Origin of the sequence: Loigolactobacillus coryniformis subsp. coryniformis KCTC 3167 = DSM 20001 (assembly GCF_002706425.1) — a bacterium.
GTDB lineage: Bacteria > Bacillota > Bacilli > Lactobacillales > Lactobacillaceae > Loigolactobacillus > Loigolactobacillus coryniformis.
This window is the reverse complement of record NZ_CP017713.1, coordinates 2,720,974-2,745,532: the sequence shown is the minus strand read 5'-3', so window position 1 is coordinate 2,745,532 and position 24,559 is coordinate 2,720,974. Positions and strand designations below refer to the sequence as shown.

General features: G+C 45.3%; 13 protein-coding genes, 2 rRNA genes and 1 pseudogene. 13 read left to right on the top strand and 3 right to left on the bottom strand.

The features are described from left to right. Nucleotides 1-79: 79 nt before the first annotated feature. Entirely contained in the window at nucleotides 80-673 is a 594-nt protein-coding gene (locus LC20001_RS13250) for a TetR/AcrR family transcriptional regulator (RefSeq protein WP_003679984.1), read from the top strand. A gap of 49 nt (nucleotides 674-722) precedes the next feature. Here the strand turns inward: LC20001_RS13250 and LC20001_RS13245 are convergent, their stop codons facing one another. Continuing rightward, on the bottom strand, nucleotides 723-3,077 hold the full coding sequence (locus LC20001_RS13245; protein WP_010011804.1) for a nitric-oxide reductase large subunit: 2,355 nt from the start codon (nucleotides 3,075-3,077) through the stop codon (nucleotides 723-725). A gap of 451 nt (nucleotides 3,078-3,528) precedes the next feature. Here LC20001_RS13245 and LC20001_RS13240 point away from each other — a divergent pair, with 451 nt between their 5' ends. Then, nucleotides 3,529-4,965, top strand: a complete 1,437-nt coding sequence (locus LC20001_RS13240; protein ID WP_010011802.1) for an FAD-binding oxidoreductase — start codon at nucleotides 3,529-3,531, stop codon at nucleotides 4,963-4,965. Nucleotides 4,966-5,072: 107 nt separating this feature from the next. Here the strand turns inward: LC20001_RS13240 and LC20001_RS13235 are convergent, their stop codons facing one another. Beyond that, nucleotides 5,073-6,254, bottom strand: a complete 1,182-nt coding sequence (locus LC20001_RS13235; protein ID WP_010011801.1) for an NAD(P)/FAD-dependent oxidoreductase — start codon at nucleotides 6,252-6,254, stop codon at nucleotides 5,073-5,075. Between the two features lie 258 nt (nucleotides 6,255-6,512). Between LC20001_RS13235 and spxB the strand changes: the two genes are divergently transcribed. From spxB to LC20001_RS13220, 3 genes and pseudogenes are all read left to right on the top strand, one after another. Further along, nucleotides 6,513-8,273, top strand: a complete 1,761-nt coding sequence (gene spxB / locus LC20001_RS13230; RefSeq protein WP_003679818.1) for a pyruvate oxidase — start codon at nucleotides 6,513-6,515, stop codon at nucleotides 8,271-8,273. A 90-nt stretch (nucleotides 8,274-8,363) separates the two neighbouring features. Continuing rightward, on the top strand, nucleotides 8,364-9,284 hold the full coding sequence (locus tag LC20001_RS13225) for an FAD:protein FMN transferase (RefSeq protein WP_010011799.1): 921 nt from the start codon (nucleotides 8,364-8,366) through the stop codon (nucleotides 9,282-9,284). 64 nt (nucleotides 9,285-9,348) lie between these two features. Further along, a pseudogene (locus LC20001_RS13220) lies at nucleotides 9,349-10,083 on the top strand (PAS domain-containing protein); the annotation flags it as partial. A 77-nt stretch (nucleotides 10,084-10,160) separates the two neighbouring features. Here LC20001_RS13220 and LC20001_RS13215 read toward each other — a convergent pair. Continuing rightward, complete coding sequence (locus tag LC20001_RS13215; RefSeq protein ID WP_003679815.1) at nucleotides 10,161-11,024, bottom strand: FAD synthetase family protein; 864 nt, start codon at nucleotides 11,022-11,024, stop codon at nucleotides 10,161-10,163. 205 nt (nucleotides 11,025-11,229) lie between these two features. Between LC20001_RS13215 and LC20001_RS13210 the strand changes: the two genes are divergently transcribed. The 8 genes from LC20001_RS13210 (at nucleotide 11,230) to LC20001_RS13175 (ending at nucleotide 24,535) form a co-directional block, all read left to right on the top strand. Beyond that, nucleotides 11,230-12,105: a helix-turn-helix domain-containing protein gene (locus LC20001_RS13210; RefSeq protein WP_010011797.1), complete on the top strand. Its 876-nt coding sequence runs from the start codon at nucleotides 11,230-11,232 to the stop codon at nucleotides 12,103-12,105. Between the two features lie 548 nt (nucleotides 12,106-12,653). After that, entirely contained in the window at nucleotides 12,654-14,195 is a 1,542-nt protein-coding gene (locus LC20001_RS13205; RefSeq protein ID WP_003679813.1) for an ABC-F family ATP-binding cassette domain-containing protein, read from the top strand. Between the two features lie 282 nt (nucleotides 14,196-14,477). Continuing rightward, a complete protein-coding gene (locus tag LC20001_RS13200; RefSeq protein ID WP_010011795.1) occupies nucleotides 14,478-15,131 on the top strand; it encodes a serine dehydratase beta chain in 654 nt (217 codons plus the stop codon). Nucleotides 15,132-15,149: 18 nt separating this feature from the next. Beyond that, nucleotides 15,150-16,046: an L-serine ammonia-lyase, iron-sulfur-dependent, subunit alpha gene (gene sdaAA, locus LC20001_RS13195; protein ID WP_010011793.1), complete on the top strand. Its 897-nt coding sequence runs from the start codon at nucleotides 15,150-15,152 to the stop codon at nucleotides 16,044-16,046. 589 nt (nucleotides 16,047-16,635) lie between these two features. Beyond that, the gene (locus tag LC20001_RS13190) at nucleotides 16,636-18,420 is read left to right on the top strand and encodes a coiled-coil domain-containing protein (RefSeq protein WP_235804453.1); all 1,785 of its coding nucleotides are present in this window, start codon (nucleotides 16,636-16,638) and stop codon (nucleotides 18,418-18,420) included. Nucleotides 18,421-18,527: 107 nt separating this feature from the next. Continuing rightward, nucleotides 18,528-19,376 (top strand): fructosamine kinase family protein, encoded by an 849-nt coding sequence (locus LC20001_RS13185; RefSeq protein ID WP_010011790.1) that lies wholly within the window; start codon nucleotides 18,528-18,530, stop codon nucleotides 19,374-19,376. Nucleotides 19,377-19,832: 456 nt separating this feature from the next. Beyond that, a 16S ribosomal RNA gene (locus tag LC20001_RS13180) occupies nucleotides 19,833-21,402 on the top strand. 210 nt (nucleotides 21,403-21,612) lie between these two features. After that, nucleotides 21,613-24,535, top strand: a 23S ribosomal RNA gene (locus tag LC20001_RS13175). The 16S and 23S rRNA genes sit together here, the layout of an rRNA operon. Nucleotides 24,536-24,559 lie beyond the last annotated feature (24 nt).

Genomic DNA, 24,559 nt, shown 5'->3' with positions numbered 1-24,559 from the left:
TATCTTAAATACGAAATGCTGAAACGACTGTTGTCACAATATTTAGGTCGATAAAATTTTTTAAACTGGAGGGATCGCTATGGGTAAGACTCGGCGACGTGGTGTTGTGTTAGAAGCAGCCATCTATCAAGCTGTTCGGGAAATCATTGATCAAGACGGTATAGAAGCGGTAACTTTTCAAAAAGTAGCGGCAGCTGCCGGTACCAGTAAACCGGTGATTTATCGTCGGTGGGATACACCGTTTGAATTGGCGATCGCTGCGATCCAAGATAAAATTCGGCAGGATAACCAAGGGCGAACGGATGAATTGGTTTTGACCGGTACTAATTTACGTGAAGACCTCTTGCAGGTGTTGCAACGTTTTTTGATCAGTGTGAATACATTTGGACGCCATTATTTACAAAGCTTATTGGCTGAGATCAGCCACCATGAAAATGCTTCCTTGCGCAAAATGATCGATTATGGAGCACAGATCGATATTCATGCGCTTGAGCGAGTTATTCAGCGAGCACATGCACGTGGTGAGTCAGTACGTACTGACTTAACGACTGATCTCAAGTTATTGCCTTTTGATTGGATTCGTTACAATATTTTGATACAGGCAGATGTTGATACGGCACGTTTGACGCAGTTGATCGATGATATTTTATTACCAGTCTATTTAAGGTCATAAAGCCTAAAAGGGATGCCACACTTTATTGTGCGACATCCCCTTTTAGGCTTTAATTATTTTGTTTGGCGTCGGCTTTAACTTCTTCAGCCGTCACCGCAGCAAAATGCGCGGCGGCCTTTGCGTTATCAGCCGGTTTTAAGTTGCGCAAGACTTTGACCACGATCACGATCAAAATGATCACACCGGCGGTGAAGACAAGGTCAGGTACGATCCGTGCCCACAAAATTTCGAAGACTGGGCTGCTTTGATAAAACGATAATAAGCGTGCGTGCCAGTAACCATGTTCTAGCGCATCCTTTAGCTGTAAGTAGCCAGCTGGTAACAAAGTGATGAATACCATACCGGCTAGACCAATATTCATTAACCAGGCAGACCAATTGACCAACTTGTCCATTTTCGGGGTCCAAATTTTTTGTTGTGAAATATTGCGTAGAGCGTAAAGCATGATCGCGATTGAGAACATGCCATAAACGCCGGCCATTGAACCATGGGCGTGGGCGGAAGTCCACTGCGTACCGTGTTCAAAGTAATTGATCGCTGGTGCATTGATAATAAAGCCGAGTGCACCAGCACCGATCGCGTTCCAAACGCCAGTCCACATCAAGAAAACGAAGGTACCTTTGTACGGAAAGGCAATCGCGCTGTCTTTGAAGACGCGGTAATGGGTGTACGCTTCCCACAATAATAAACATAATGGCACGACTTCCAAGGCGGAGAAACAAGCGCCTAGAGCTAACCAGATCGAATGATCGCCTTCCCAGAAATAATGGTGTCCCATGCCGACGACACCGGAACCAAGCAATAAGGTCAGCTGGAAGTATAGCGCGCGAACCGTTGAACGGGTAGTGGTCAATTTGAGATCGACCATCAAATAACCGATCAAGATCACGGCAAAAGATTCAAAGATCCCTTCGACCCACAAATGAACGATCCACCAACGCCAATAATCGGCGAAGGTCACATGGGAATTTGGCAGAATAAATAGTGAGGCCAAGTAGAACGCAGGAATGGCGATCGCACCACAAAAAAGTAGGGTGATCAGCCGTTTGCGATCGTAATTATCCGGTCGTTTCATCGCTGGAATAAAGCCGCGCATCAAAATGATGACCCACAATGCCATACCGATAATGAAGAGGATCTGCCAGAATTTTCCTAATTCAATATATTCCCAACCAAACTGACCAAATAACCACCAATTATGGTTCAGTAGTCCTAATGTCGAGGCCCATTCACCGAGCATACTGCCGACGACGACAATGATCAGTGCCCAAAATAATAGATCGACCAATAAGCCTTGACGCTTGGGCTCGCGGCGTAATACCCGCGGAACGATATAGATCCCGGTCGCCAACCAAGTAGTCGCCACCCAGAAGATGACTAACTGTAAATGCCATGCTTTGGCTAAATTAAATGGCCAAATATTTTGTAGCGGAATGCCGAAGAACTCATTTTCCACGTAATAATGGGCCATTAATTCACCAAGTAGGATCTGCACCAAGAAGAGGCCAACGACGACTAGGAAGAACTTCGCAATTTTGCGTTGACTTTGCGTGATCGCAAAATCAGTGTCTAAAGCCGGCATTTCCGCTGCGCTGGCGTAGGTCGCCTCCATATCAAAGGCGTAACGACGCTGGTAGTAGATAATAACACCGACGCCGGCCACCAATAAAGCGACGCTAATTGCCGTCCAGATCAGGGACTCGGATGACATTGTATTGCCCGCATCTAAATCGTAGGGCCAATTGTTGGTATAGGAGTAATTCTGCCCGGGGCGATTAGTCGAAGACATCCAAGCACCCCAGAAAAAGAAACTAGCTAAGTGGTTGACCTTGTTGCCTTTGTACATAAAGGCGTCCGTCTTTTTTGTGTTGATCATATTTTCAGGCAGGCCGGCTTGGCGCGGATTATTGATGAATTCATGCCGGTAGTACTTGGTCAGATGTTGATAGCCCGCCGTTTGTGCCGCGGTCAGCGTCAGTGTTTTTTTAGCTGCTGAATAACGATTGATCTTGATTTCATGACGCACCTTATCCTTGATCGCATCACGTTTGTAGGTACTTAACGATTTGAATGAATGCTGATAAAACTTGTGTGCATAGTAATTATCCATCCCTTGTAAATAAATGTGTAAACTTTGTGCGGTGTAATCAGGGCCTAAATACGATCCATTGCCGAGATAAGTACCGTAATCGGCTAAGCCGTATTTTTCATAAACGGCTTGCCCGCTAAGTAATTCGTTGCGGGTGACCAATGTTTCCCCTGCTGTGGTCACGATTTTTGCCGGCCGTGGGGCTTCGTTTTTGAAGATTAACAAGCCCCCAGCGATCAGAATTGAGAAAACGGTTACTAAAGTGCCCACTAAAACCTTAGTTAGCCGCTTGTATGTATAGTTGTTTTTGACCATAGTGATCAGCTCCTTTATGAAGCAAATATAACATATTTTATATATTTAGACTATAATATATTTAAAATATGTTTAATTTTCGCTGAAATAATGGATAATCAGTAGAATTGCTACTAAAGTTAATGAACTAGTGCGGGTAGCGTTTGGACTAAAAGGATAAAAATCGTTATTTAGCAGGAATTACAGCGTTTATTACTAACCAAATACAGGCAACGATTTAACCTGCATATTAGTTAAAAATTAAAATTATAAATAACTTTTTTTATAATAAAAAAAGAACTGAATAATAGGAAAGTAGTGGACAAAATATAAAAAATTTTATATAGTAGTTAATGTAAACGATTACAATAAATCGATTTAAATTTGACTATATAAATGTAAACTAACGACGCAAATTTTTACTGCGCCGGACGTATTGGCGTTCGTTTATATTTTAGAAAGTGTGATTACGATGACCTATTCACGAGTAACAGAAAAAGATGTCGCTGCACTGACTGATATAGTGACCGCAGAACGGGTGATCTACCCGGCTACAGTCCACTACGATCATGACCAATTTAAGCAAGTCCGTAGTTTGCCGGATGTGGCGGTGCAGCCGCAGACTAACGAAGAGGTTGCAGCGATTTTACGTTATGCGAATGAGCACTTGATTCCGGTAACGGTTCGGGGCAACGCCACCGGCTTAATGGGAGCTAACGTACCGATTGAGCATGGGATCGATATTGATATGATCAAAATGAATAAAGTGTTGGATTATGATCCGGATGATTTGACATTAACGGTGCAAAATGGGTTCCGAATTCGTGATATCAATGAATTCCTGGCCGACAAGCCTTTTACTTATATTCCGGCACCGGCAATGAAGTGGGCGACGATCGGTGGGAACGCCAGTACTAACGCCGGCGGGATGCGCGCGGTCAAATACGGGACAACGCGGGAACATATTCGCGGTATTACCGCAGTAATGGTCGATGGCACGATTCAGCATTTTGGTAGCAAAACGGTTAAGAACAGCTCGGGTTACGATTTAAAGGACGTCATTATCGGTAGTGAGGGGACTTTGGCGGTGATTACTGAACTGATTTTACGTTTGATTCCGCGGCCGACGATTAATTTAGACGTGTTGGTACCATTTGTTGATGTCAAAAAAGCGATCAGCGTAGTGCCGAAGATTTTGCGTGCTGGCTTGGTACCAACAGGGTTAGAATTTTTCAGTCGCGAAACGGTGGAGTATTGGGAAAGCTATGCTCATCAGCCATTTATGGATCACACCGGTGGCGGCTATTTGCTGATCACGTTTGACGGTCATGATGGTACTGTCGTCCAACGTGACCTAGATCGGGCAATGCAGATCGCTCGCGATAACGGGGCGTTGGCACCGGTTTTAATGGGTGATGAAGCCCATCGAGTCGCGGTTTGGGAAACACGTAATCAGTTATTAACGGCGATCCAACAAACGACGACTGCCATTGATGAAGTTGATATTGTGGTGCCAATCAGTCAGATTCCTAAGGTGCTGGATAAAGTTGCGGAATTACAAGCAAAAGAAAAAGTCAGCATGCCGAACTTTGGCCACGCTGGCGATGGTAATCTGCACATTTACATGCGTAAAGATGATTATTCTGATGAAGAATTTGCCGCTAAGGTCGATCGGATCATTCGCCAGTTATACGCAACAGCTAAAGCGCTGGGTGGCGAAATGTCCGGCGAACACGGGATCGGCTTTGCCCGTGAGCCTTATTTTGAAGCTTATTATGGTAAAGATAAGGTACGTATTTTACAATTGGTCAAGGATGCCTTTGATCCGAACCATATTTTGAATCCACACAAGATCTTTCCGTCCGTTGGCGCTAATAAACAAGAAAATCGGCCGCTGACGTTAGACTAATGAAATACAAAAGGAGTTAGACATAAATAGTTTGTCTAACTCCTTTTTTGTACTTCCGAACAATATTGTTAAAACGTGTGATTACACGCTCTTTGTGCGTATATTGCTTATAACGGTAAGCGACCATATTTGACCATTGCTTTAACCCCCGCTTGTTTCAGTAATGAACGATCATCGATGACCCGTTTCATAGCTGCGGCAGCGTAACCGCGTAATTTGTGGTCGCCAAAGACTTTAGCCACACCGTCTTTACTGCCAAGCGCGAGCACGGTTCCCAGATCATTAAAAACAAAATCTTGCCGTGGTTCGCCGTTAAGGTCAGCTGCGATGTTAGTTGCGGCTGCATCGGCCATTTGAAAGGCGATTTGGCCGGTAGCCGGAAATGGATAGGGTTTGCCGGGTTGGCGAACAGCGGCGACATCACCCAGTAAGAAGACATTAGGGTCATCGTCTAAGCTGAGCTGATCGCTGACCATGACCCGGTTGCGCCGTGCTTCGAAGTCAGAATCACCGATCACGTGGCTGCCGCGGACACCAGTCGTCCAAACTAAAGTGCTGGCAGTATAAGTTTGGTCAGCGGTAATGACTTTGTTGACTTGGACTTCTTTGATCGGCGTGCCAGTGCGCAAAATAACGTTGTGATCGGCTAGCCATTTTTTAACATAGTTGGTTAGATCGTCATCAAACATGGGTAAGATCATATCTTTGGCTTCAATGCATTGGATCTCGATCTTGTCCAATGGTACACGGTAGTGTTCCGCTAAGCGGGGTAACCGATTGACCAAAGCACCCATAAATTCAAATGACGAGAACCAAGCCCCACAGACGATCACGCGTAGATCGTCTGGATCTTGGCTGGTTTGATAATTTTGAAAATTAGTTTCCAATTGTTTTTTAACAGCTAAGGCGCTTTTAACATCAACGATCGGCAGTGCGTTTTCTGCTGCGCCGGGAATATCGTAGTCTTCAGATTCTAGGCCGAGCGCAACGACTAAATAATCATAAGTCAGCGGTTGACCGTCAGCCAATTCGACTTGTTTGTTGGTCCGATCGATCTTGATAACGGTGGCTTGGATAAAATTGACTTGTGCTGGTAAATTTTCCGGTAGCGGTAATAAAATACTTTGTGCACGCCGGGTTCCGGCAGCAACTTCGGGTAGGGATGTTGTTTCGTAGTGATAACGATTGCGATCGACTAAGGTGATCGCGGCATCAAGCTTTTTCTGCGCCAGTACTTTAGCTGCTCGTAAGCCAGCGTAGCCCGCGCCTAAAATTAAAATATTGGTCAAAATTTGGCCACCTCCATAATGTGAACGCTTTATTCAAGACAACGTTATAACAATATTGATAAAATGTAAAGTAACTGATTATATAAAATCACGCTAACTTGATCGTGATCAAGTTTAATTGGTTCCGCTTCCCTTAAAATCGGGATATAAATAAGTTAATTGAATTTTTTAGTAATAAAACGTTTACAATTCAAAAAAAACTATTATACTTAATTTATAAATTAAAAAATAACTTATTTGTTTTAGGAGGAAATATTGATGGCTGAAGCAGTAAAGACGATCAAAGCAGCAGACGCAGCATTGAAAGTAATCGAAGATTGGGGCGTTGACCATATTTTCGGTTATCCAGGTGGTTCATTTGACGATGTAATGAATGCGCTTTATGATCGCAAGGATACCATGAAATTTGTTCAAGTACGGCATGAAGAAGCAGGGGCCTTGGCTGCCGCTGCTGAATCAAAATTAACGGGTAAATTGGCGGTTACAATGGGTTCCGCTGGTCCTGGTGCCGTGCATTTATTAAACGGGTTATACGATGCTAAACATGACCATACACCAGTTTTGGCGTTGGTTGCTCAAGTCCCACAGGCACGGATGAACATTGACTTCTTCCAAGCAATCGATGAAGGCCCAATTTTTGATGATGTAGCGGTTTTCAATCGCACTGCAACTACCGCTGAAGGCTTACCACGGTTGATTGATACAGCGATTCGCCAAGCGTACAAGTATAATGGGGTTTCCGTTGTGATCATCCCTAAAAATTTAGGTTGGACAGAGATCAAAGACAACTTCATCTCCACAGCGAAGAATCATTTGGCCCCACTTTACCCACAACCAGATCCAGTGGCGATCGATAAAGCCGTTGAATTGATCAAGGCAGCTAAAAAGCCGATCGTTTACTTCGGTGTTGGGGCGAAAAAAGCCGGTGCTGAATTAAAAGCGGTTTCCGAGAAATTCAAATTACCATTAGTTTCAACCGTGATCGCTAAAGGGATCGTTGAAGATACCTACCCAGCTTATATGGGTTCAACTGGGCGGCCTGCTGGTAAATCCGGTACTGAATTAGGGTTCAATACTGACTTGATTTTGTGGGTCGGTAACGATTCACCATTTAGTATCTTCCTATTCAACCCACGGGCAAAAGTCATTCAAATTGATACCGACAATGAAAAATTGGGTAAACGGCACAATATCGACTTGCCAATTTTGGCCGATGCTAAAACGGCTTTAGCCGCTTTAGTAGCCAAAGGCGATGAATTGGAACCAACACCGTTCTACCGGGCAGCTTTAGCTAACCATAAGGACGAACGGGCTTGGCAAGCTAGCTTTGAAAATGATAAATCAGAACCATTACGGCCAGAACCTGTTTTTGCGGCGATCAATAAATACGCTGACGATGATGCGGTCTTTGGTATCGATGTTGGGAACGTCAATATTAACGTCATGCGGTTGCTCGACTTAAAGACCACCCAAAAATGGACGACTTCAGGCCAGTACGCTACCATGGGTTATGGCTTACCAGCTGCGGTTGGGGCTAAGGTGGCTTTCCCTGATCGCCAAGTCTTCAGTTTAAGTGGTGATGGTGGCTTTGCCATGATGTCACAAGAATTATTGACGGCGGCTAAGTACAATTTGAAGACGATCAACATTGTGTTCAGTAACGAAACGTTAGGTTTCATTGAAGCTGAACAGCGCGATGATACACATCAACCATTATCTGGGGTTGATTTACCAGATAATGATTGGGCTAAAGTCGCTGAAGGGATGAACGTTAAAGGATATACGATCCGGACATTTGATGATATCGACAAAGTCTTTAAGGCGGCTGTTGCAGCGGATGGCCCAGTGTTGATCGACGTTAAATTGACCCACGAGATGCCAATGACAACGCAACATATGTTCATCGATCCAGCTTGGCAAGATGCGGACAAGATCAAAGAATTTGTCACGAAATACCAAGCAGAAGACTTGAAACCATTTAGTGCTTATCTAAAAGACGCTGAAGCAGGCAAGCTCTAAGCTAACTGTATTTAAGGTAAAAGGGTTTGGACAAATCAGGTTCCAAACCCTTTTGTTTTCGGGTGGATGTCAAGCAAGGGAGCCACAATTATGGAACAAGCATCACGAGAAATTCATTTGATGGGCACGATCATCAGATTACAAATTACCGCCGCCACCCCGGAGCCGTTGTTAGACGAAATGGTGCGCCGCCTCAAATTATATGAACATCGTTTTAGCGCTAATGCGGATACCTCAGAATTGATGGCAGTGACCCATCAAGCGGGAATCAAGCCAGTGGCGGTAGCGCCAGAGTTATATGACTTGATCAAAATCGGCTATCACTATAGTGTAGCCACTGACAGCAAGCTGAATATTGCGATCGGGCCTTTGGTGCAAACTTGGCGGATCGGCTTTACCGACGCCAAACTACCTAGCCCGGTGGAGATCAAACAGGCGTTAGCTAAAATTGATCCACATAAAATTTTGCTAGATGATGCTGCCCATACGGTGTTTTTACAAGAAAAAGGGATGGCGCTCGATCTCGGTGCGCTGGCTAAGGGTTATATCGCTGATTTGCTGATCACCTATTTGAAGCAGCAAGGCGTCACCTCAGCGCTGGTCAATTTAGGTGGCAATGTGGTCACATTAGGGCCAATGTTACAGCATACTGATCACCAGTGGCGGATCGGTATCCAAGATCCGCAGCGGCCCCGGGGCTACTACAAGACAGTGGTCCGTGTGCAAAATAAATCGGTCGTCACTTCCGGTATTTATGAGCGGAGCTTGACCGTTGGCCAGCACACCTACCACCATATCCTTGATCCGCAAACCGGCTATCCGTTGGCCACTGATTTAGCTAGTTTGACGATCATTTCAGATAGATCATTGACTGGTGAGCTGTGGACGACGCGCTTATTCGGCCAACCACGGCAAAAGATCATGGCTAAATTAGCTGAATTACCAGAGATCGAAGGCATCGTGATCACTAAAACGGGGGAAGTTTATTCCTCAATGACACACGAATTGTAAATTTAGAAGGGAGTATTTAAAAATGAGTGAAACGGAAAAAAATAACCAAACGGGTGCGGCAGCTGAAGATCTAACGGCCTCAGGTAAAGGTAGGGCGACCATCGAAGGCGTTGATATGAACGCTGACGATTGGGTTGAACAAGCGGCGGCTAAAACGCATGCGGCCGAAGGCGATGATTACGTTAAATTGGATCGTGGTGTTTTGACGGTCAATCAGTTAAACTATTTCTTGAATTCGATGCCAATGGAATTGACCTACGCTGATGAAAATAATCAGTTCTTGTATTACAACAATATGGCACCGCATGATGAAATGTTAGCACCGCGCTATCCAAAGCAAGCTGGTGATCCATTGTCGGCCGTCCATCCTGATCGGGCCGTTGAACATGTTAAAGAAGTGATCAACTTGTTGCGGACTGGAAAAACGGATATTGTGAAAATGCGCGTACCATTTACTGGCCCCGATGTCTTTTTAATGCATTACTATAAAGCCATGCACGATGAAAACGGCGATTATGCTGGGGTCAATGAATTTGTGCTTGATTTAATGCCAACGATCAAATGGTACTTAGCAAAAACGGGCCAAAAATTAGTCGATGATCCGGACGCCATGTCGGGGGCTTCCTTACGGGACAAACCAACTGTTGATGGTGCCTCCAGTGCATCCGTTAACGCAAAACCAGAAGACAAAGTCGATGAAACTTCTGGCGCCTCGATCGATGATGAACCAAAGGTTGAAGAAAAACCGGCGGCACAACCATCAGTTGATGAAACGTCTGGTGCCTCGATCAACGATTAAACTAAGCAAATAGAAGTCCTGCCGTCATTAGTTTGACGGCAGGACTTCTTTGTATTTCTGAAAAATATAAGCCTAGGTTAGCGCGTCGGGTAAGCTCCCAGACTACTCACTGGTAGTTGCTCAGCTTGATCAAGATTGTTCAACCAAGCTAAAATAACCGTTTCGCCAAAAATAGGTTGCGGTACCTCACTACTGGTTAGCTGGATGCGCTGATCGGTGTGTATCCTGGGAACAGTGATCGTCGCCCGATACCACTGCCCGGCAAATTTAAGTCGAGCGTTATATTGGCCAGCAATGGGTAGTCGACTGGCGGGGTCGACTTGTAGCTCACTGGCCACATGGCTGCCCGGCAAAACGGTGGCCGTTGTGGTATAAACGTAGCCAAGCAACTGATTAGCTTGCTGTAGATCACCGTGTTCGAATAAAGTGCGAATCCGACTGGAACTGATTTTTAAGGCGGCATCTGTTTCCCGTGAAACAATCAATGTCTGAAACCGATTGTGTGCGTAAGTCGCTAAGTCGATAACGTGCGCCGGTTGATTGCCAAAAGTGTAGTCAAAACCAGCGACCACGGTTTGTGCGTTCAGACCGACAATGTATTGTTCCACAAAGGTTGCTGGCGTTAAGCTGGCAAATGCGCTGGTAAAGTCGATCACGTACAGAATGGCGACTCCTAATTGTTCTAATAGCTGTTCTTTTTGGCTAAGGGTCGATAGATAAGTTGTTTCTGGATATGCTAATTTACGAAAAACCAGGCGGGGATGTTGGTTGAATGTCATCACTGCTAACGGTAAATGTTGTTGCTTGGCCGCAGTGTAACCCCGTTTGATCACAGCTTGATGACCACGATGAACGCCATCAAAAAAACCTAGCGTCAGTACACACGGGGTGGTCGTGAGTTTTTCAGGAATATAGGGATGATGAATATGAACAATTTGCATTAAATTTGCCTCCAAAATAATACGCTTACATTTAACTGTGTTATAATATTTGTATATTTAATATAACGTAATTATACTATATTATATAAAAGGCTGCACCCGCCATTAGTTAACAAAAATGTTTATTTTTGGCGCAGACGGTGGAATTATGCTCACTAAATAGCATATACTATGATAATTATAAAAATTAGGATCGTGATAAAAAATGAACATTGCGTATTTTGTTGAAACCCGTAAAAAAATGGGTTTATCGCAAAAAGAATTGTGCGACGGTGTCTGTACTCAAGCCACCCTAAGTCGCTTTGAAAAAAATGGCCAAGTTCCGGCAATCAAAATTTTGATCAAACTGTGTAATCGACTTAACCTCAGTTTAGCCGATCTTTTTCCAAAGGTGGAACAAGCTAGTAGTGCGCTTAATCAGAAAATGGCCGACGCGGAATTTAAACTGATCACCATGGATTACACCAAGGCCCAGCAATTATTGCAGGAGATCGATTTTGCCAATATTGATAACGATGATCAACGGTTGCGTTACCTGTATTTGCAAGGTTATTTGATCACCTTACTGGAAGGCGAGACCACGGATGCGTTATTCGCGTTTAGCCAGATCTTGGCTGCCGACGCTAAAGATTACGCGGTGATCTACAATTTATTGGCACTGACAGGTTCCGGAATGATTTACGCCGGTAAGCAAGAAAATGAAAAGGCTGATTTTTACTTTAATCGCGTACTCAAAGAGATTTATGACTACCAAATTCGCACAACAACGGATGTTTGGCGTGTACTGAATATCGTTTACAATTGCGGCAAGTTTTATTCGGACGTTAAAGAGTATGAGACTAGCGATGCACTACTGAACTACGCTTATGAAATCTGTGCTGAAAACCACGTTACTTATTATTTAGCTCGGGTTGCTTTTCGGTTGGCTCGTAACCAACGTGCGCAAGGAAAAGAATTGCCGGAGATCTGCGATTATCTCAACGACGCTCGCGCCTTTGCCCGCTTGAACCGTAATTTTCATGAACTAAAGGCAATTGAAGCTTACCAGCAAAAAATTAATTTAACCGTCGCAGAAAAATAAACAACAACTTGCTTGCCTTATTATTGTGGATTGTGTAAACTCCTTTTCTGTTCCATATTTTAAAGTTCCGATTTCTTGCGGCCGAGTTTTGGTGCAAGAATGGTGACAGAGAGGGTGACCGTATGCTTTTAGAAACTTTGTTGATATTTGGTGGTAGCATGCTGCTGATCAGCTTGTTAGGAATACCGACACAGCCGCGGCACACAACAGATAAGAAGGACCATCAGCAAGCAAACTAAATTGGCTAGACCATGTAAACAGCGAATCCTCTGCAACTGTGCAGGGGATTTTTTGTAAGCTCCATTTTCAAGAAACCCTTAGTTTGACCGTACTTTTTATCTATGGTAAGGTTATTTAATTGTGAAATAGCTTTCGGCTGTGCGTATGACAGCCGAGCTAGCGTAAACGTGTTTAAAAAGACAACTTTCTGGCTTAGTTACGCTTACCGAACGAGCCACTTGCGTGTCTCTTATTGTCAAGCTAGGCTAATGCTCAAAAGCTGACCATTCTTTTAAAGCACTCTCTAAATTAAGGAAGTGTTGATCGCCATGAGTGTACTGACAGTGGAAGACCTCCGTCAGCAGTTTTTGGATAAAACGTTGTATGACGACACGGGTTTCGCCCTGAATCAGGAAGATCACATGGGTATTATCGGCCAAAATGGGGTCGGTAAGAGTACACTGATCAAAATTATTACGGGGCAGATCTTACCGGACAACGGCAAGATCACCTGGAAGAAGCACACTAAAATTGGTTATTTGGACCAATATGTGAGCTTAACAGCGCAGCAATCGATTTTTGAATTTTTAAAAACAGCTTTCAGTGATCTGTATGAATTGGATGCGGAAAACGCCCAGATCTATGCGGATTATGCTAATAACCCTGACGATGCATTACTGGAAAAAGCCGGTAAAAACCAAGAAATTCTTGAATCGCGTAACTTCTATGAAATTGAAACGACGATCAATCAGGTAGCGACTGGTTTAGGTATCGATGCTTTTGGCCTGGATACCAATGCCAACGAGCTTTCTGGTGGGCAGCGTTCGCGAGTAATTTTGGCCAAGCTTCTATTAGAACAGCCCGATGTGTTGTTGCTGGATGAACCGACTAACTATTTGGATACTAACCATATTACTTGGTTGATCGACTATTTGATCGATTTTCCTAGTGCTTACATTGTGATCTCCCATGATTACGATTTTCTCGGTCAGATCTCCAACTGTATTTGTGATATCGAATTCGGTAAGATCACTAAATACCGTGGCAATCTGCAACAAGCCCTGCGTCAGAAAAAAGATAATAAGGAAGCTTATTTGAAGGCTTATGCGACGCAGCAGAAGAAAATTGAGAAAACTAAGGCGTATATCCGTAAATATAAAGCCGGCAGCCGCTCAACTATGGCTAAAAGTCGGGAAAAGCAGTTGGCGCACATGGATATTTTGACGCCACCAGGCAATTTATTGGAGTCGCATTTTGCCTTTCCGTACCAACCGAGTGCCGTGCGGATGTTGCTGGAAGTTAGTGATCTAAAGGTTGGTTACGAAAAACCGTTATTGGCACCATTTAATTTCTCAATCACGCAACCGGAAAAGGTGGCACTGACTGGGTTTAACGGTATTGGTAAATCAACGCTGATCAAGACGTTGTTGGGCATTATTCCAGCTTTAGGCGGCGATTTTGCTTTTTCAGCGACGACCAAAGTGGGTTATTTCCGTCAAGAATTGATCTGGGATGATCCGAAGCAAACACCGTTACAAATCGTGCAGGCGGCAGCACCAAGCATGACCCAACGCAAAGTGCGCCAAGCATTGTCACGTGCCGGGATCGAAAAAGATAACGTGGAAAAACCGATCAAAATGCTAAGTGGTGGCGAGCAGACTAAGGTCAAACTTTGCCTATTAATGTTGTTCCCAGCTAATTTATTAGTACTGGACGAACCAACCAACCATTTGGACGACGGCACTAAAAAAGCACTGGCCAACGCGGTTCGCGATTTTGAAGGCAGTGTTTTACTAGTGACCCACGAACCCGGCTTCTACGACGGCTGGATCGACCGCGTTATTGATATAGAAAAACTGCAGAGTGTTTAAAAAAGCGCTTAGGTCACGGAGCCTAACCTAGTTTAGCTATAAGAGACACAGAGTGGCTCATTAGCTAAACGTAGTTAGGTGCAGTGACCTGCTTTTTAAACACGTTTCAATCAAGTTAGGTATTGCACACCATAACTAAACTCAATGAAACTAGCCAACGCCACTCAATGCGTTGGTTATTTTTTTGTAATTCTTAGAATTTTACGAGTAAAATTCATGCGCGCTTAATCGATACTCGGTATGATGACTCTAAAGAGATTATTGACTGGAAGGTGGCTGCTTATGACCGCAAATTATAAAAGTGTTTTTGATATTATTGGGCCGGTGATGATCGGCCCTTCCAGCTCGCATACAGCTGGTGCAGTGGCGATCGGCCATGCGGCACGGAAAATTTTTCGGGCACCAGCGACTGGTTTAACGGTGAGCTACTATGAATCCTTTGCGGAAACACATCGCGGCCACGGGACTGATTATGCGTTGGTGGCAGGCATTTTAGGCTTAGCGCCAGCTGACGCGCGGGTGCCAAATGCTTTAGCGTTAGCGCACCAGCAAGGACTAACAGTTAAATTCATTGAAATGACTGGGGAAAGCCCAATCGGTCACCCTAACACAGCTATCTTGACCTTGCGCAATGCTAAAAAAACGATCACAGTTGCTGGCTGTTCGATCGGTGGCGGAACGATTGAGATCCGGCGCATTACCGTAGATGGTTTTGAGCTGACACCACGGGGACCGCTGCCGATCTTACTAGTTTGGGGTGCGGCTGATAATGATCAGCTCATTCAGACTAAATTAGCTAAAATGACGAAAATCCTACATCAGCAGCGCTACACACACGCAGCTAAACAGCTGATCGAGTTTGATTTAGAACGCAATCTGCAACAGCATGAAGTCGCCAGTTTGCAGCAAAGTGCTGCTGATTTAGTTTATCTATAGGAAAAAGGGGAAGGTAAAATGCAGCTTTATACAACGATTGCTGAACTGGTGGCGGCCGCAACAACGGCTGGCGTACCACTTTCAGAATTGATGATCGACCAAGAAGTGCGCAATAGCGGTAATAGCCGCGCCGAAGTCTGGGCGGCGATGGAACATAACTTAGCCGCGATGGCTGCGGCGGTTAAACGCGGCAGTACCGGTGCCGGCGCTTTTTCCAAAACTGGTTTAACGGGCGGCGAAGCAATCAAATTGAAAAATTATCGGGCAACTCATCAAAGCTTATCTGGGGATGTTATGTTAGCTGCGGTGCAAAATGCGATCGCCACCAACGAAGTCAATGCAGCAATGGGTGTTGTCTGCGCCACACCAACTGCCGGCTCCTCGGGGACTTTGCCGGGTGTACTGTTTATGCTGCAGGAACGTCTAAATATGTCTCATGAGCAAATGGTTCGTTTCTTATTTACAGCTGGGGCCTTTGGTATGATTATTGCCAATAATGCGATGATTGCTGGTGCGACGGGTGGTTGTCAAGCAGAAGTTGGCAGTGCGTCAGGAATGGCGGCAGCGGCGGCAGTAGAAATTGCTGGCGGCACACCGGAACAATCAGCGGAAGCTCTAGCGATGGCGTTGAGTAATTTGTTAGGCTTAGTCTGCGACCCAATCGCTGGCTTAGTCGAATTGCCCTGCGTCAAGCGTAATGCGATCGGCGCGACCAATGCGTTGGTAGCCGCAGATATGGCATTGGCAGGTTTGACTAATAAAATTCCGGCTGACGAAGTCGTAGGTGCGATGAAGAAGATTGGCGAAGAGATGCCACAATCACTGCGGGAAACGGGCCGCGGTGGTTTGGCCGCAACCCCAACTGGCATCAAAATGAAGATGCGCATTTTTGGGCAAGATCGTGATTTTGAATAGTTTTTGTAAGCGGCGTAGTCTAGCGCTGCTTTTTTCATTCAGTTATATACAACAGTGTTACTGGCAACACTTTGCGTGAATATATATGGAGTAAAGTATAAGTATACAATTCAAAATAGCGTTGCAGGTGCGCGCAAAAATTGGCTAATATTGACACTTAATGGTCAGATTAGTTGGACGGACTAATCAATTGCAAGCACAACAATACACGAAGTGGCAAGCGGCGCAATTGATCAAACAGTTAGTTGCCTAGTAACCGCAAGCTAGCTGTTTGCTTGATTTACCAATACACTAATTTTATTAGTTTTAATAATATAATGCTGTTTAGCGGCAAATGACTAGATTTTGCGGGTTAGGCCAATTTTTAAGTCAAAAAGTAGAGATAATTGCGGCAGGCCTCCGCTTTTGTCTCATTTTCGGGTCATTTATTTAACAATTTAGCAAAATTTGGTGTCTTGAGTTGATGCCACCGGCCGAATGCATTAGAATTAGGCTAAACAGCTTATTTTTGTAAGCGATTGATGTGAACGGCGAACGCTCGCAAAAGTGGGTTTTTCAAGGTGACTTGAATAATAATCATGAGATGGAGATGGAGACAACGAGTAAATCAACAGATACAGCAAGCACGGCCAGCGATGTCACGCTTACGGATATCGTCAACACACGTTCAGCCACTGAAAATCAGTTAGCTGATTTGGAAAGTCAACTCAAAGCTGTTAAAGATGAGTTACGCGACCAACTCTTTACCGAGCGGAAAATGTTGCTGAACCAGATCAATAAGATTGTGCCTCAGATCGAAGCGCTCAAGGAAGACGAGCAGAAGGATCAGCAGTCAGTTGCTGATTTGCAAGGTGATGTTGAGGACGAGACAACGGTCCAGTTTGCCAACACTAAGCGGCAAAAACAGCGGGCACAGGAACAGTTGACCAATGTAGAGCAGCAGCAGGCAGACGTGGCCAAGTCAATTGCCGAATATGAAAAGCAAGCTGACGGTGCTAAGGAAGAATTAGCGGGCTACGAGCAAGAAGAAGCTGACATGGTCGAGAAGATCAAGCAAGAGACTGACTTGGCAACGATGATCTCTTTGGCTGAACAACAAAAGAGTCACGTTCAAGTTTTGAACGCGAAAAAAGACGACATCAAGCGTCAGATCGAAGTTGTTGAAGTTAAGCTGAACAATGCGCAGACGCGGCAGGCTGAATTACCTAAAGAAGTCGACAACATTAAGTCCAAGCAAAATGTTTTGGATGAACAGTTAGATAAGCTACAAAAAGAGATCGATGCTAAGCAAGCGGATCGAGAAAAAGCGCGGCAAGCAGCAGAACGGCGTTTAACTTCGACTCAAAGTGCCTTGGATAACGCTCAGAATCGGCATCAGCAGTACACAACACAATTGGAAAATACGAAGAAAAAGTTGGAGCATTATTTCCAAGTGACTGAAAGTGTAAATGAGGTTGTACTGGATCAGGAAGCCCGTTATTTTGTCTTTGAACGTAATTTGGAACGGACACCTAGCGCTGAACAAAAAGCAGCCTTGCAGGCGACGGCAGCAACCTTTAAGCAGGCACAGGTGGCGCCAACCTATATTACTGTCGATTATAACGACTACTTACAGACAACTTGGCACGATTATCAGCAACAAGGCTTGCTGGCTCCAAATGCCCAATTATTGAATTTGTATCAGTCATTGCAAGACAGTGATCAACCACAAGCGGCAGCGGATAACATTATTCCACAAAATGATGACTGGCAGTACACCAAGGATGAAGCCACACATTCTGAATTAGTGCGCGATCAAAATAACCAACCGGTGATGCAGTTGAAGCGGCGGGATGACGACACCTTGTGGTATGTGCTTTACTATAGTCAAGGTAAAGTCATCAAACGGGACGTCTTTGACCTAGAAGGCCAGCTTTCAGCCACACAATATCTTGACCAAAATAACGCTAACCGGGTTGTCAGTGAGAACTTTTATCGGACTAATGGTAGCTTAGTATTGGTTAAGGAATATAACGAGAACGATAAAGAGACGATTCAACTGCTAAATGAAGCAGGCGTCTTATTAGAAGTCTTTTCAACTGAAAATGAATTGATCATTTGGTGGTTGAAGAATATGGTCTTCACGAATAATCACAGTCAATTGCTGATCAACACGGCCAGCGATTTCTATGATTACTTAGTTGAAAATAAGCCAGAACAAGTTGATTTATTACCAGTGATCGCTGATTTAGAAAAGCAATCGACTTTGGCGAATAATATCCTGACTGGCAAGGCCGGTGTGCGTAATCTCTTCTTATTACAACAAAGTGATTACGAAAAGGTCATTGAGACTAGCCAGATTTCATTGAATGCCAGTGTACTTGGTTCTAAATAGTATTTGAAGCCACCCAATTTACGGGTGGCTTTTGCTTTATTATAGAAGAAGCCAGTACAGGATATGCGTGTAACTTAGCAGTTTTATTGGAGAATCGAGGAAGTAAAATGTTAACAAAGTCATGGTTAGCGCAGTTGCCACTATCTGAAATCAAACGGGTAGCAGCAGTCAGTGGCGGCGATATCAACCAAGCCTATCGGATCGATACAGTACAGCAGCATTATTTTTTAAAGGTGCAGGCCCAGCAGCAATCAGCTTTCTTTGAACATGAGCAGGAAGGCCTCAAACTTTTAGCGCCAGCAGTCCGTGTGCCGCAGATTATTGCTAGCGGAGAAATTGCCGGTGATGCTTATTTACTATTAGAGTGGTTAGATTTAGGCCAAGGGGATGACGCCGATTTAGGTCGTGCAGTTGCGCGAGTACACCAACAGCATGCAGCGCAATTTGGCCTAGCGCATGATTTTATAGCCGGGAAGTTACCTAAGTACAATCACTGGCAAAATAGTTGGGCAGACTTTTATATTGAGCAGCGTTTAATGGTATTAGCCGATTTAGCGCGTCGGAATCATTATTGGAATGATTCCCGCCAACAAAAGCTCCAACAACTGTGTCAGCGGATACGCGCATATTTTGCTACGGTGCCGGTGACGCCTAGTTTATTGCATGGCGATTTATGGGCTGGTAATGTGAACTTTTTACAAGACGGTACTCCAGTGCTACTAGATCCAGATGTATTTTACGGCGATCGGGAAATGGATTTAGCAATGACTCAATTATTTGGTGGTTTTTCGGCTGCTTTCTACCAAGCCTATAATGAAGTGTATCCACTACGTCCAAACTATGAGCAACGGGTGGCGTGGTATCAGACTTATTACTTAATGGCACACCTTAACTTATTTGGCGAAACTTATGGTAGTGCATTGGATCGTACCTTGCGCCAAGCAACTACAGAGTGAATGTTCATGCGAATTGTAAATTTTTATGAATTAATGCTTGACGCTGATTTAAAACCGTAGTATATTATTTAAGTTGTCAAATTTAAGTGTTCAAAGCAATCCATTTAAATGATTTTAAATCATTTAAAAAAAGTTGTTGACAGAAACATTTAAACTTGGTATAGTATAAAAGTTGCGTGTCACACGTTACTGATTCAAAAACTTGAATAAATATTCAAAACTTATTCAAAAAAGTTCTTGACAGATTATATGAGACATGTTAAACTAATTAAGTCGTGTTGAGCGACAAGGTAGACCTTTGAAAACTGAACAAAGTTTCGACAAATCAAATGTGTAGGGTCTTTATTTTTTACCGGCCTTCGGACCGGTTCGAGATAAAGCAAACATTTGCGAAGTCAATTCAATTTGAATTATAACTCGCTAGCAACAAAATCAATTGAGCAATCAATTTTCATTTTATATGAGAGTTTGATCCTGGCTCAGGACGAACGCTGGCGGCGTGCCTAATACATGCAAGTCGAACGCACTGACGTCGACCGAAGCTGCTTGCAGTGGACGTTGATTGACGTGAGTGGCGGACGGGTGAGTAACACGTGGGTAACCTACCCTTAAGTGGGGGATAACATTTGGAAACAGATGCTAATACCGCATAACCATTCAGACCACATGGTCTGAATGTAAAAGACGGCCTTTGGCTGTCACTTTTGGACGGACCCGCGGCGTATTAGTTAGTTGGTAAGGTAACGGCTTACCAAGACAATGATACGTAGCCGACCTGAGAGGGTAATCGGCCACATTGGGACTGAGACACGGCCCAAACTCCTACGGGAGGCAGCAGTAGGGAATCTTCCACAATGGACGAAAGTCTGATGGAGCAACGCCGCGTGAGTGAAGAAGGTTTTAGGATCGTAAAACTCTGTTGTTGGAGAAGAACAGGGACTAGAGTAACTGTTAGTCCTTTGACGGTATCCAACCAGAAAGCCACGGCTAACTACGTGCCAGCAGCCGCGGTAATACGTAGGTGGCAAGCGTTGTCCGGATTTATTGGGCGTAAAGCGAGCGCAGGCGGTTTTTTAAGTCTGATGTGAAAGCCTTCGGCTTAACCGAAGAAGTGCATTAGAAACTGGAAAACTTGAGTGCAGAAGAGGACAGTGGAACTCCATGTGTAGCGGTGAAATGCGTAGATATATGGAAGAACACCAGTGGCGAAGGCGGCTGTCTGGTCTGTAACTGACGCTGAGGCTCGAAAGTATGGGGAGCGAACAGGATTAGATACCCTGGTAGTCCATACCGTAAACGATGAATGCTAAGTGTTGGAGGGTTTCCGCCCTTCAGTGCTGCAGCTAACGCATTAAGCATTCCGCCTGGGGAGTACGACCGCAAGGTTGAAACTCAAAGGAATTGACGGGGGCCCGCACAAGCGGTGGAGCATGTGGTTTAATTCGAAGCAACGCGAAGAACCTTACCAGGTCTTGACATCCTTTGACCACTGTAGAGATACAGCTTTCCCTTCGGGGACAAAGTGACAGGTGGTGCATGGTTGTCGTCAGCTCGTGTCGTGAGATGTTGGGTTAAGTCCCGCAACGAGCGCAACCCTTATGACTAGTTGCCAGCATTTAGTTGGGCACTCTAGTAAGACTGCCGGTGACAAACCGGAGGAAGGTGGGGATGACGTCAAATCAGCATGCCCCTTATGACCTGGGCTACACACGTGCTACAATGGTCGGTACAACGAGTTGCGAACCCGCGAGGGTAAGCTAATCTCTTAAAGCCGATCTCAGTTCGGATTGTAGGCTGCAACTCGCCTACATGAAGCCGGAATCGCTAGTAATCGCGGATCAGCACGCCGCGGTGAATACGTTCCCGGGCCTTGTACACACCGCCCGTCACACCATGAGAGTTTGTAACACCCGAAGTCGGTGGGGTAACCCTTTTAGGGAACTAGCCGCCTAAGGTGGGACAGATGATTGGGGTGAAGTCGTAACAAGGTAGCCGTAGGAGAACCTGCGGCTGGATCACCTCCTTTCTAAGGAATAATTACGGAAACCTACACGATTTGTTTTGAAACTTTGTTTAGTTTTGAGAGGCTTACTCTCAAACGTTGTACTTTGAAAACTGGATATTCAATTTCTTTGTAATATATAAACCGAGAATTAACACTGCGTTTTAAAGAGTTTTTTAAGAAAGTATTTCTTAATCGCTAAACTCTAACCGTGATACCGTTAGGTATCAAATAGGTTAAGTTAAGAAGGGCGCACGGTGGATGCCTTGGCACTAGGAGCCGATGAAGGACGGTACTAACACCGATATGCTTCGGGGAGCTGTACGTAAGCTTTGATCCGGAGATTTCCGAATGGGGGAACCCAGCCAACTTAGTCGTTGGTTACTCATAAGTGAATACATAGCTTATGAGAGGTAAACGTGGGGAACTGAAACATCTCAGTACCTGCAGGAACAGAAAGAAAATTCGATTCCCTAAGTAGCGGCGAGCGAACGGGGAACAGCCCAAACCATGATGCTTGCATTGTGGGGTTGTAGGACTGAACTTTGGAGTTACCAAAGTCGTTGATAACTGAGTCAGTTGGAATGCTGAACAAAACAGGGTGAAAGTCCCGTAGGTCAAATCAACGGCTCTTCGTTCAGGATCCTGAGTACGGCGGAACACGTGAAATTCCGTCGGAATCTGGGAGGACCATCTCCCAAGGCTAAATACTACCTAGTGACCGATAGTGGACCAGTACCGTGAGGGAAAGGTGAAAAGAACCCCGGAAGGGGAGTGAAACAGTTCCTGAAACCGTGTGCCTACAATTAGTTAGAGCCCGTTAATGGGTGATAGCGTGCCTTTTGTAGAATGAACCGGCGAGTTACGTTTGCATGCGAGGTTAAGCTGATAAGGCGGAGCCATAGCGAAAGCGAGTCTGAATAGGGCGTTTAGTATGTAGACGTAGACCCGAAACCAAGTGACCTACCCATGTCCAGGTTGAAGGTGTGGTAAAACACACTGGAGGACCGAACCCGTGTATGTTGAAAAATGCTGGGATGAGGTGTGGGTAGCGGTGAAATTCCAAACGAACTTGGAGATAGCTGGTTCTCTTCGAAATAGCTTTAGGGCTAGCCTCGGAATTGACCATCATGGAGGTAGAGCACTGTTTGGACTAGGGGCCCGTCTTGGGTTACTGAATTCAGATAAACTCCGAATGCCATTGATGAATTATCCGGGAGTCAGACAGTGAGTGATAAGATCCATTGTCGAAAGGGAAACAGCCCAGACCACCAGTTAAGGTCCCCAAATTTATGTTAAGTGGAAAAGGATGTGGGGTTGCATAGACAACTAGGATGTTGGCTCAGAAGCAGCCATCATTTAAAGAGTGCGTAATAGCTCACTAGTCGAGTGACCCTGCGCCGAAAATGTACCGGGGCTAAACATAATACCGAAACTGTGGATGACCACTTATGTGGTCATGGTAGGAGAGCGTTCTAAGGGCGTTGAAGGTTGATCGTGAGGACAACTGGAGCGCTTAGAAGTGAGAATGCCGGTATGAGTAGCGAAAGACAGGTGAGAATCCTGTCCACCGTATGACTAAGGTTTCCTGGGGAAGGCTCGTCCTCCCAGGGTTAGTCGGGACCTAAGCTGAGGCCGCAAGGCGTAAGCGATGGCCAACAGGTTGAGATTCCTGTACTAGTTTATTTTGTTTGAACGATGGAGGGACGCAGGAGGCTAAAGGATCCGCACGATTGGAAATGTGCGGCCAAGCAATCAGTCTTGGTGTGAGTCAAATGCTTGCACCTGTACGGACAAGTTGTGATGGGGAGCGAATTTAAGTAGCGAAGTCCTTGATGTCACACTGCCGAGAAAAGCTTCTAGTGAGAAATAAACTACCCGTACCGCAAACCGACACAGGTAGTCGAGGAGAGTATCCTCAGGTGTGCGAGAGAACTCTCGTTAAGGAACTCGGCAAAATGACCCCGTAACTTCGGAAGAAGGGGTGCTGATCTAACGATCAGCCGCAGTGAATAGGCCCAGGCGACTGTTTATCAAAAACACAGGTCTCTGCTAAATCGTAAGATGACGTATAGGGGCTGACGCCTGCCCGGTGCTGGAAGGTTAAGTGGATGAGTTAGTACTTCGGTACGAAGCCCAGAAATGAAGCCCCAGTAAACGGCGGCCGTAACTATAACGGTCCTAAGGTAGCGAAATTCCTTGTCGGGTAAGTTCCGACCCGCACGAAAGGCGTAACGATCTGGGCACTGTCTCGACGAGAGACTCGGTGAAATTATAATACCCGTGAAGATGCGGGTTACCCGCGACAGGACGGAAAGACCCCATGGAGCTTTACTGTAGCTTGATATTGAGTGTTTGTACCGCTTGTACAGGATAGGTAGGAGCCGTTGAAGCCGGAACGCTAGTTTCGGTGGAGGCATTGGTGGGATACTACCCTTGCTGTATGAACCCTCTAACCCGCGCCACTTAGCGTGGCGGGAGACAGTGTCAGGTGGGCAGTTTGACTGGGGCGGTCGCCTCCTAAAAAGTAACGGAGGCGCCCAAAGGTTCCCTCAGAATGGTTGGAAATCATTCATAGCGTGTAAAGGCATAAGGGAGCTTGACTGCGAGACTTACAGGTCGAGCAGGGACGAAAGTCGGGCTTAGTGATCCGGTGGTTCCGTATGGAAGGGCCATCGCTCAACGGATAAAAGCTACCCTGGGGATAACAGGCTTATCTCCCCCAAGAGTCCACATCGACGGGGAGGTTTGGCACCTCGATGTCGGCTCATCACATCCTGGGGCTGTAGTTGGTCCCAAGGGTTGGGCTGTTCGCCCATTAAAGTGGTACGCGAGCTGGGTTCAGAACGTCGTGAGACAGTTCGGTCCCTATCCGTCGCGGGCGTAGGAAATTTGAGTGGAGCTGTTCCTAGTACGAGAGGACCGGAATGGACATACCGCTGGTGTACCAGTTGTGCCGCCAGGCGCATCGCTGGGTAGCTAAGTATGGCCGGGATAAACGCTGAAAGCATCTAAGTGTGAAGCCCCCCACAAGATGAGATTTCCCATTCCTTTATGGAAGTAAGACCCCTGAGAGATGATCAGGTAGATAGGTTGGAAGTGGACGTGCCGTGAGGCATGGAGCGGACCAATACTAATCGGTCGAGGACTTAACCAAGTAGCATGTACGTAGTGTTAGTTT

Bases quoted from the DNA above. Each gene is read 5' to 3' on its own strand.
- LC20001_RS13215 (WP_003679815.1), bottom strand. From the start codon at position 11,024: ATGCAAATTGTTCATATTCATCATCCCTATATTCCTGAAAAACTCACG.
- LC20001_RS13185 (WP_010011790.1), top strand. From the start codon at position 18,528: ATGTTAACAAAGTCATGGTTAGCGCAGTTGCCACTATCTGAAATCAAA.
- LC20001_RS13245 (WP_010011804.1), bottom strand. From the start codon at position 3,077: ATGGTCAAAAACAACTATACATACAAGCGGCTAACTAAGGTTTTAGTG.
- spxB (WP_003679818.1), top strand. From the start codon at position 6,513: ATGGCTGAAGCAGTAAAGACGATCAAAGCAGCAGACGCAGCATTGAAA.
- LC20001_RS13240 (WP_010011802.1), top strand. From the start codon at position 3,529: ATGACCTATTCACGAGTAACAGAAAAAGATGTCGCTGCACTGACTGAT.
- sdaAA (WP_010011793.1), top strand. From the start codon at position 15,150: ATGCAGCTTTATACAACGATTGCTGAACTGGTGGCGGCCGCAACAACG.
- LC20001_RS13190 (WP_235804453.1), top strand. From the start codon at position 16,636: ATGGAGACAACGAGTAAATCAACAGATACAGCAAGCACGGCCAGCGAT.
- LC20001_RS13205 (WP_003679813.1), top strand. From the start codon at position 12,654: ATGAGTGTACTGACAGTGGAAGACCTCCGTCAGCAGTTTTTGGATAAA.
- LC20001_RS13210 (WP_010011797.1), top strand. From the start codon at position 11,230: ATGAACATTGCGTATTTTGTTGAAACCCGTAAAAAAATGGGTTTATCG.
- LC20001_RS13200 (WP_010011795.1), top strand. From the start codon at position 14,478: ATGACCGCAAATTATAAAAGTGTTTTTGATATTATTGGGCCGGTGATG.
- LC20001_RS13225 (WP_010011799.1), top strand. From the start codon at position 8,364: ATGGAACAAGCATCACGAGAAATTCATTTGATGGGCACGATCATCAGA.
- LC20001_RS13250 (WP_003679984.1), top strand. From the start codon at position 80: ATGGGTAAGACTCGGCGACGTGGTGTTGTGTTAGAAGCAGCCATCTAT.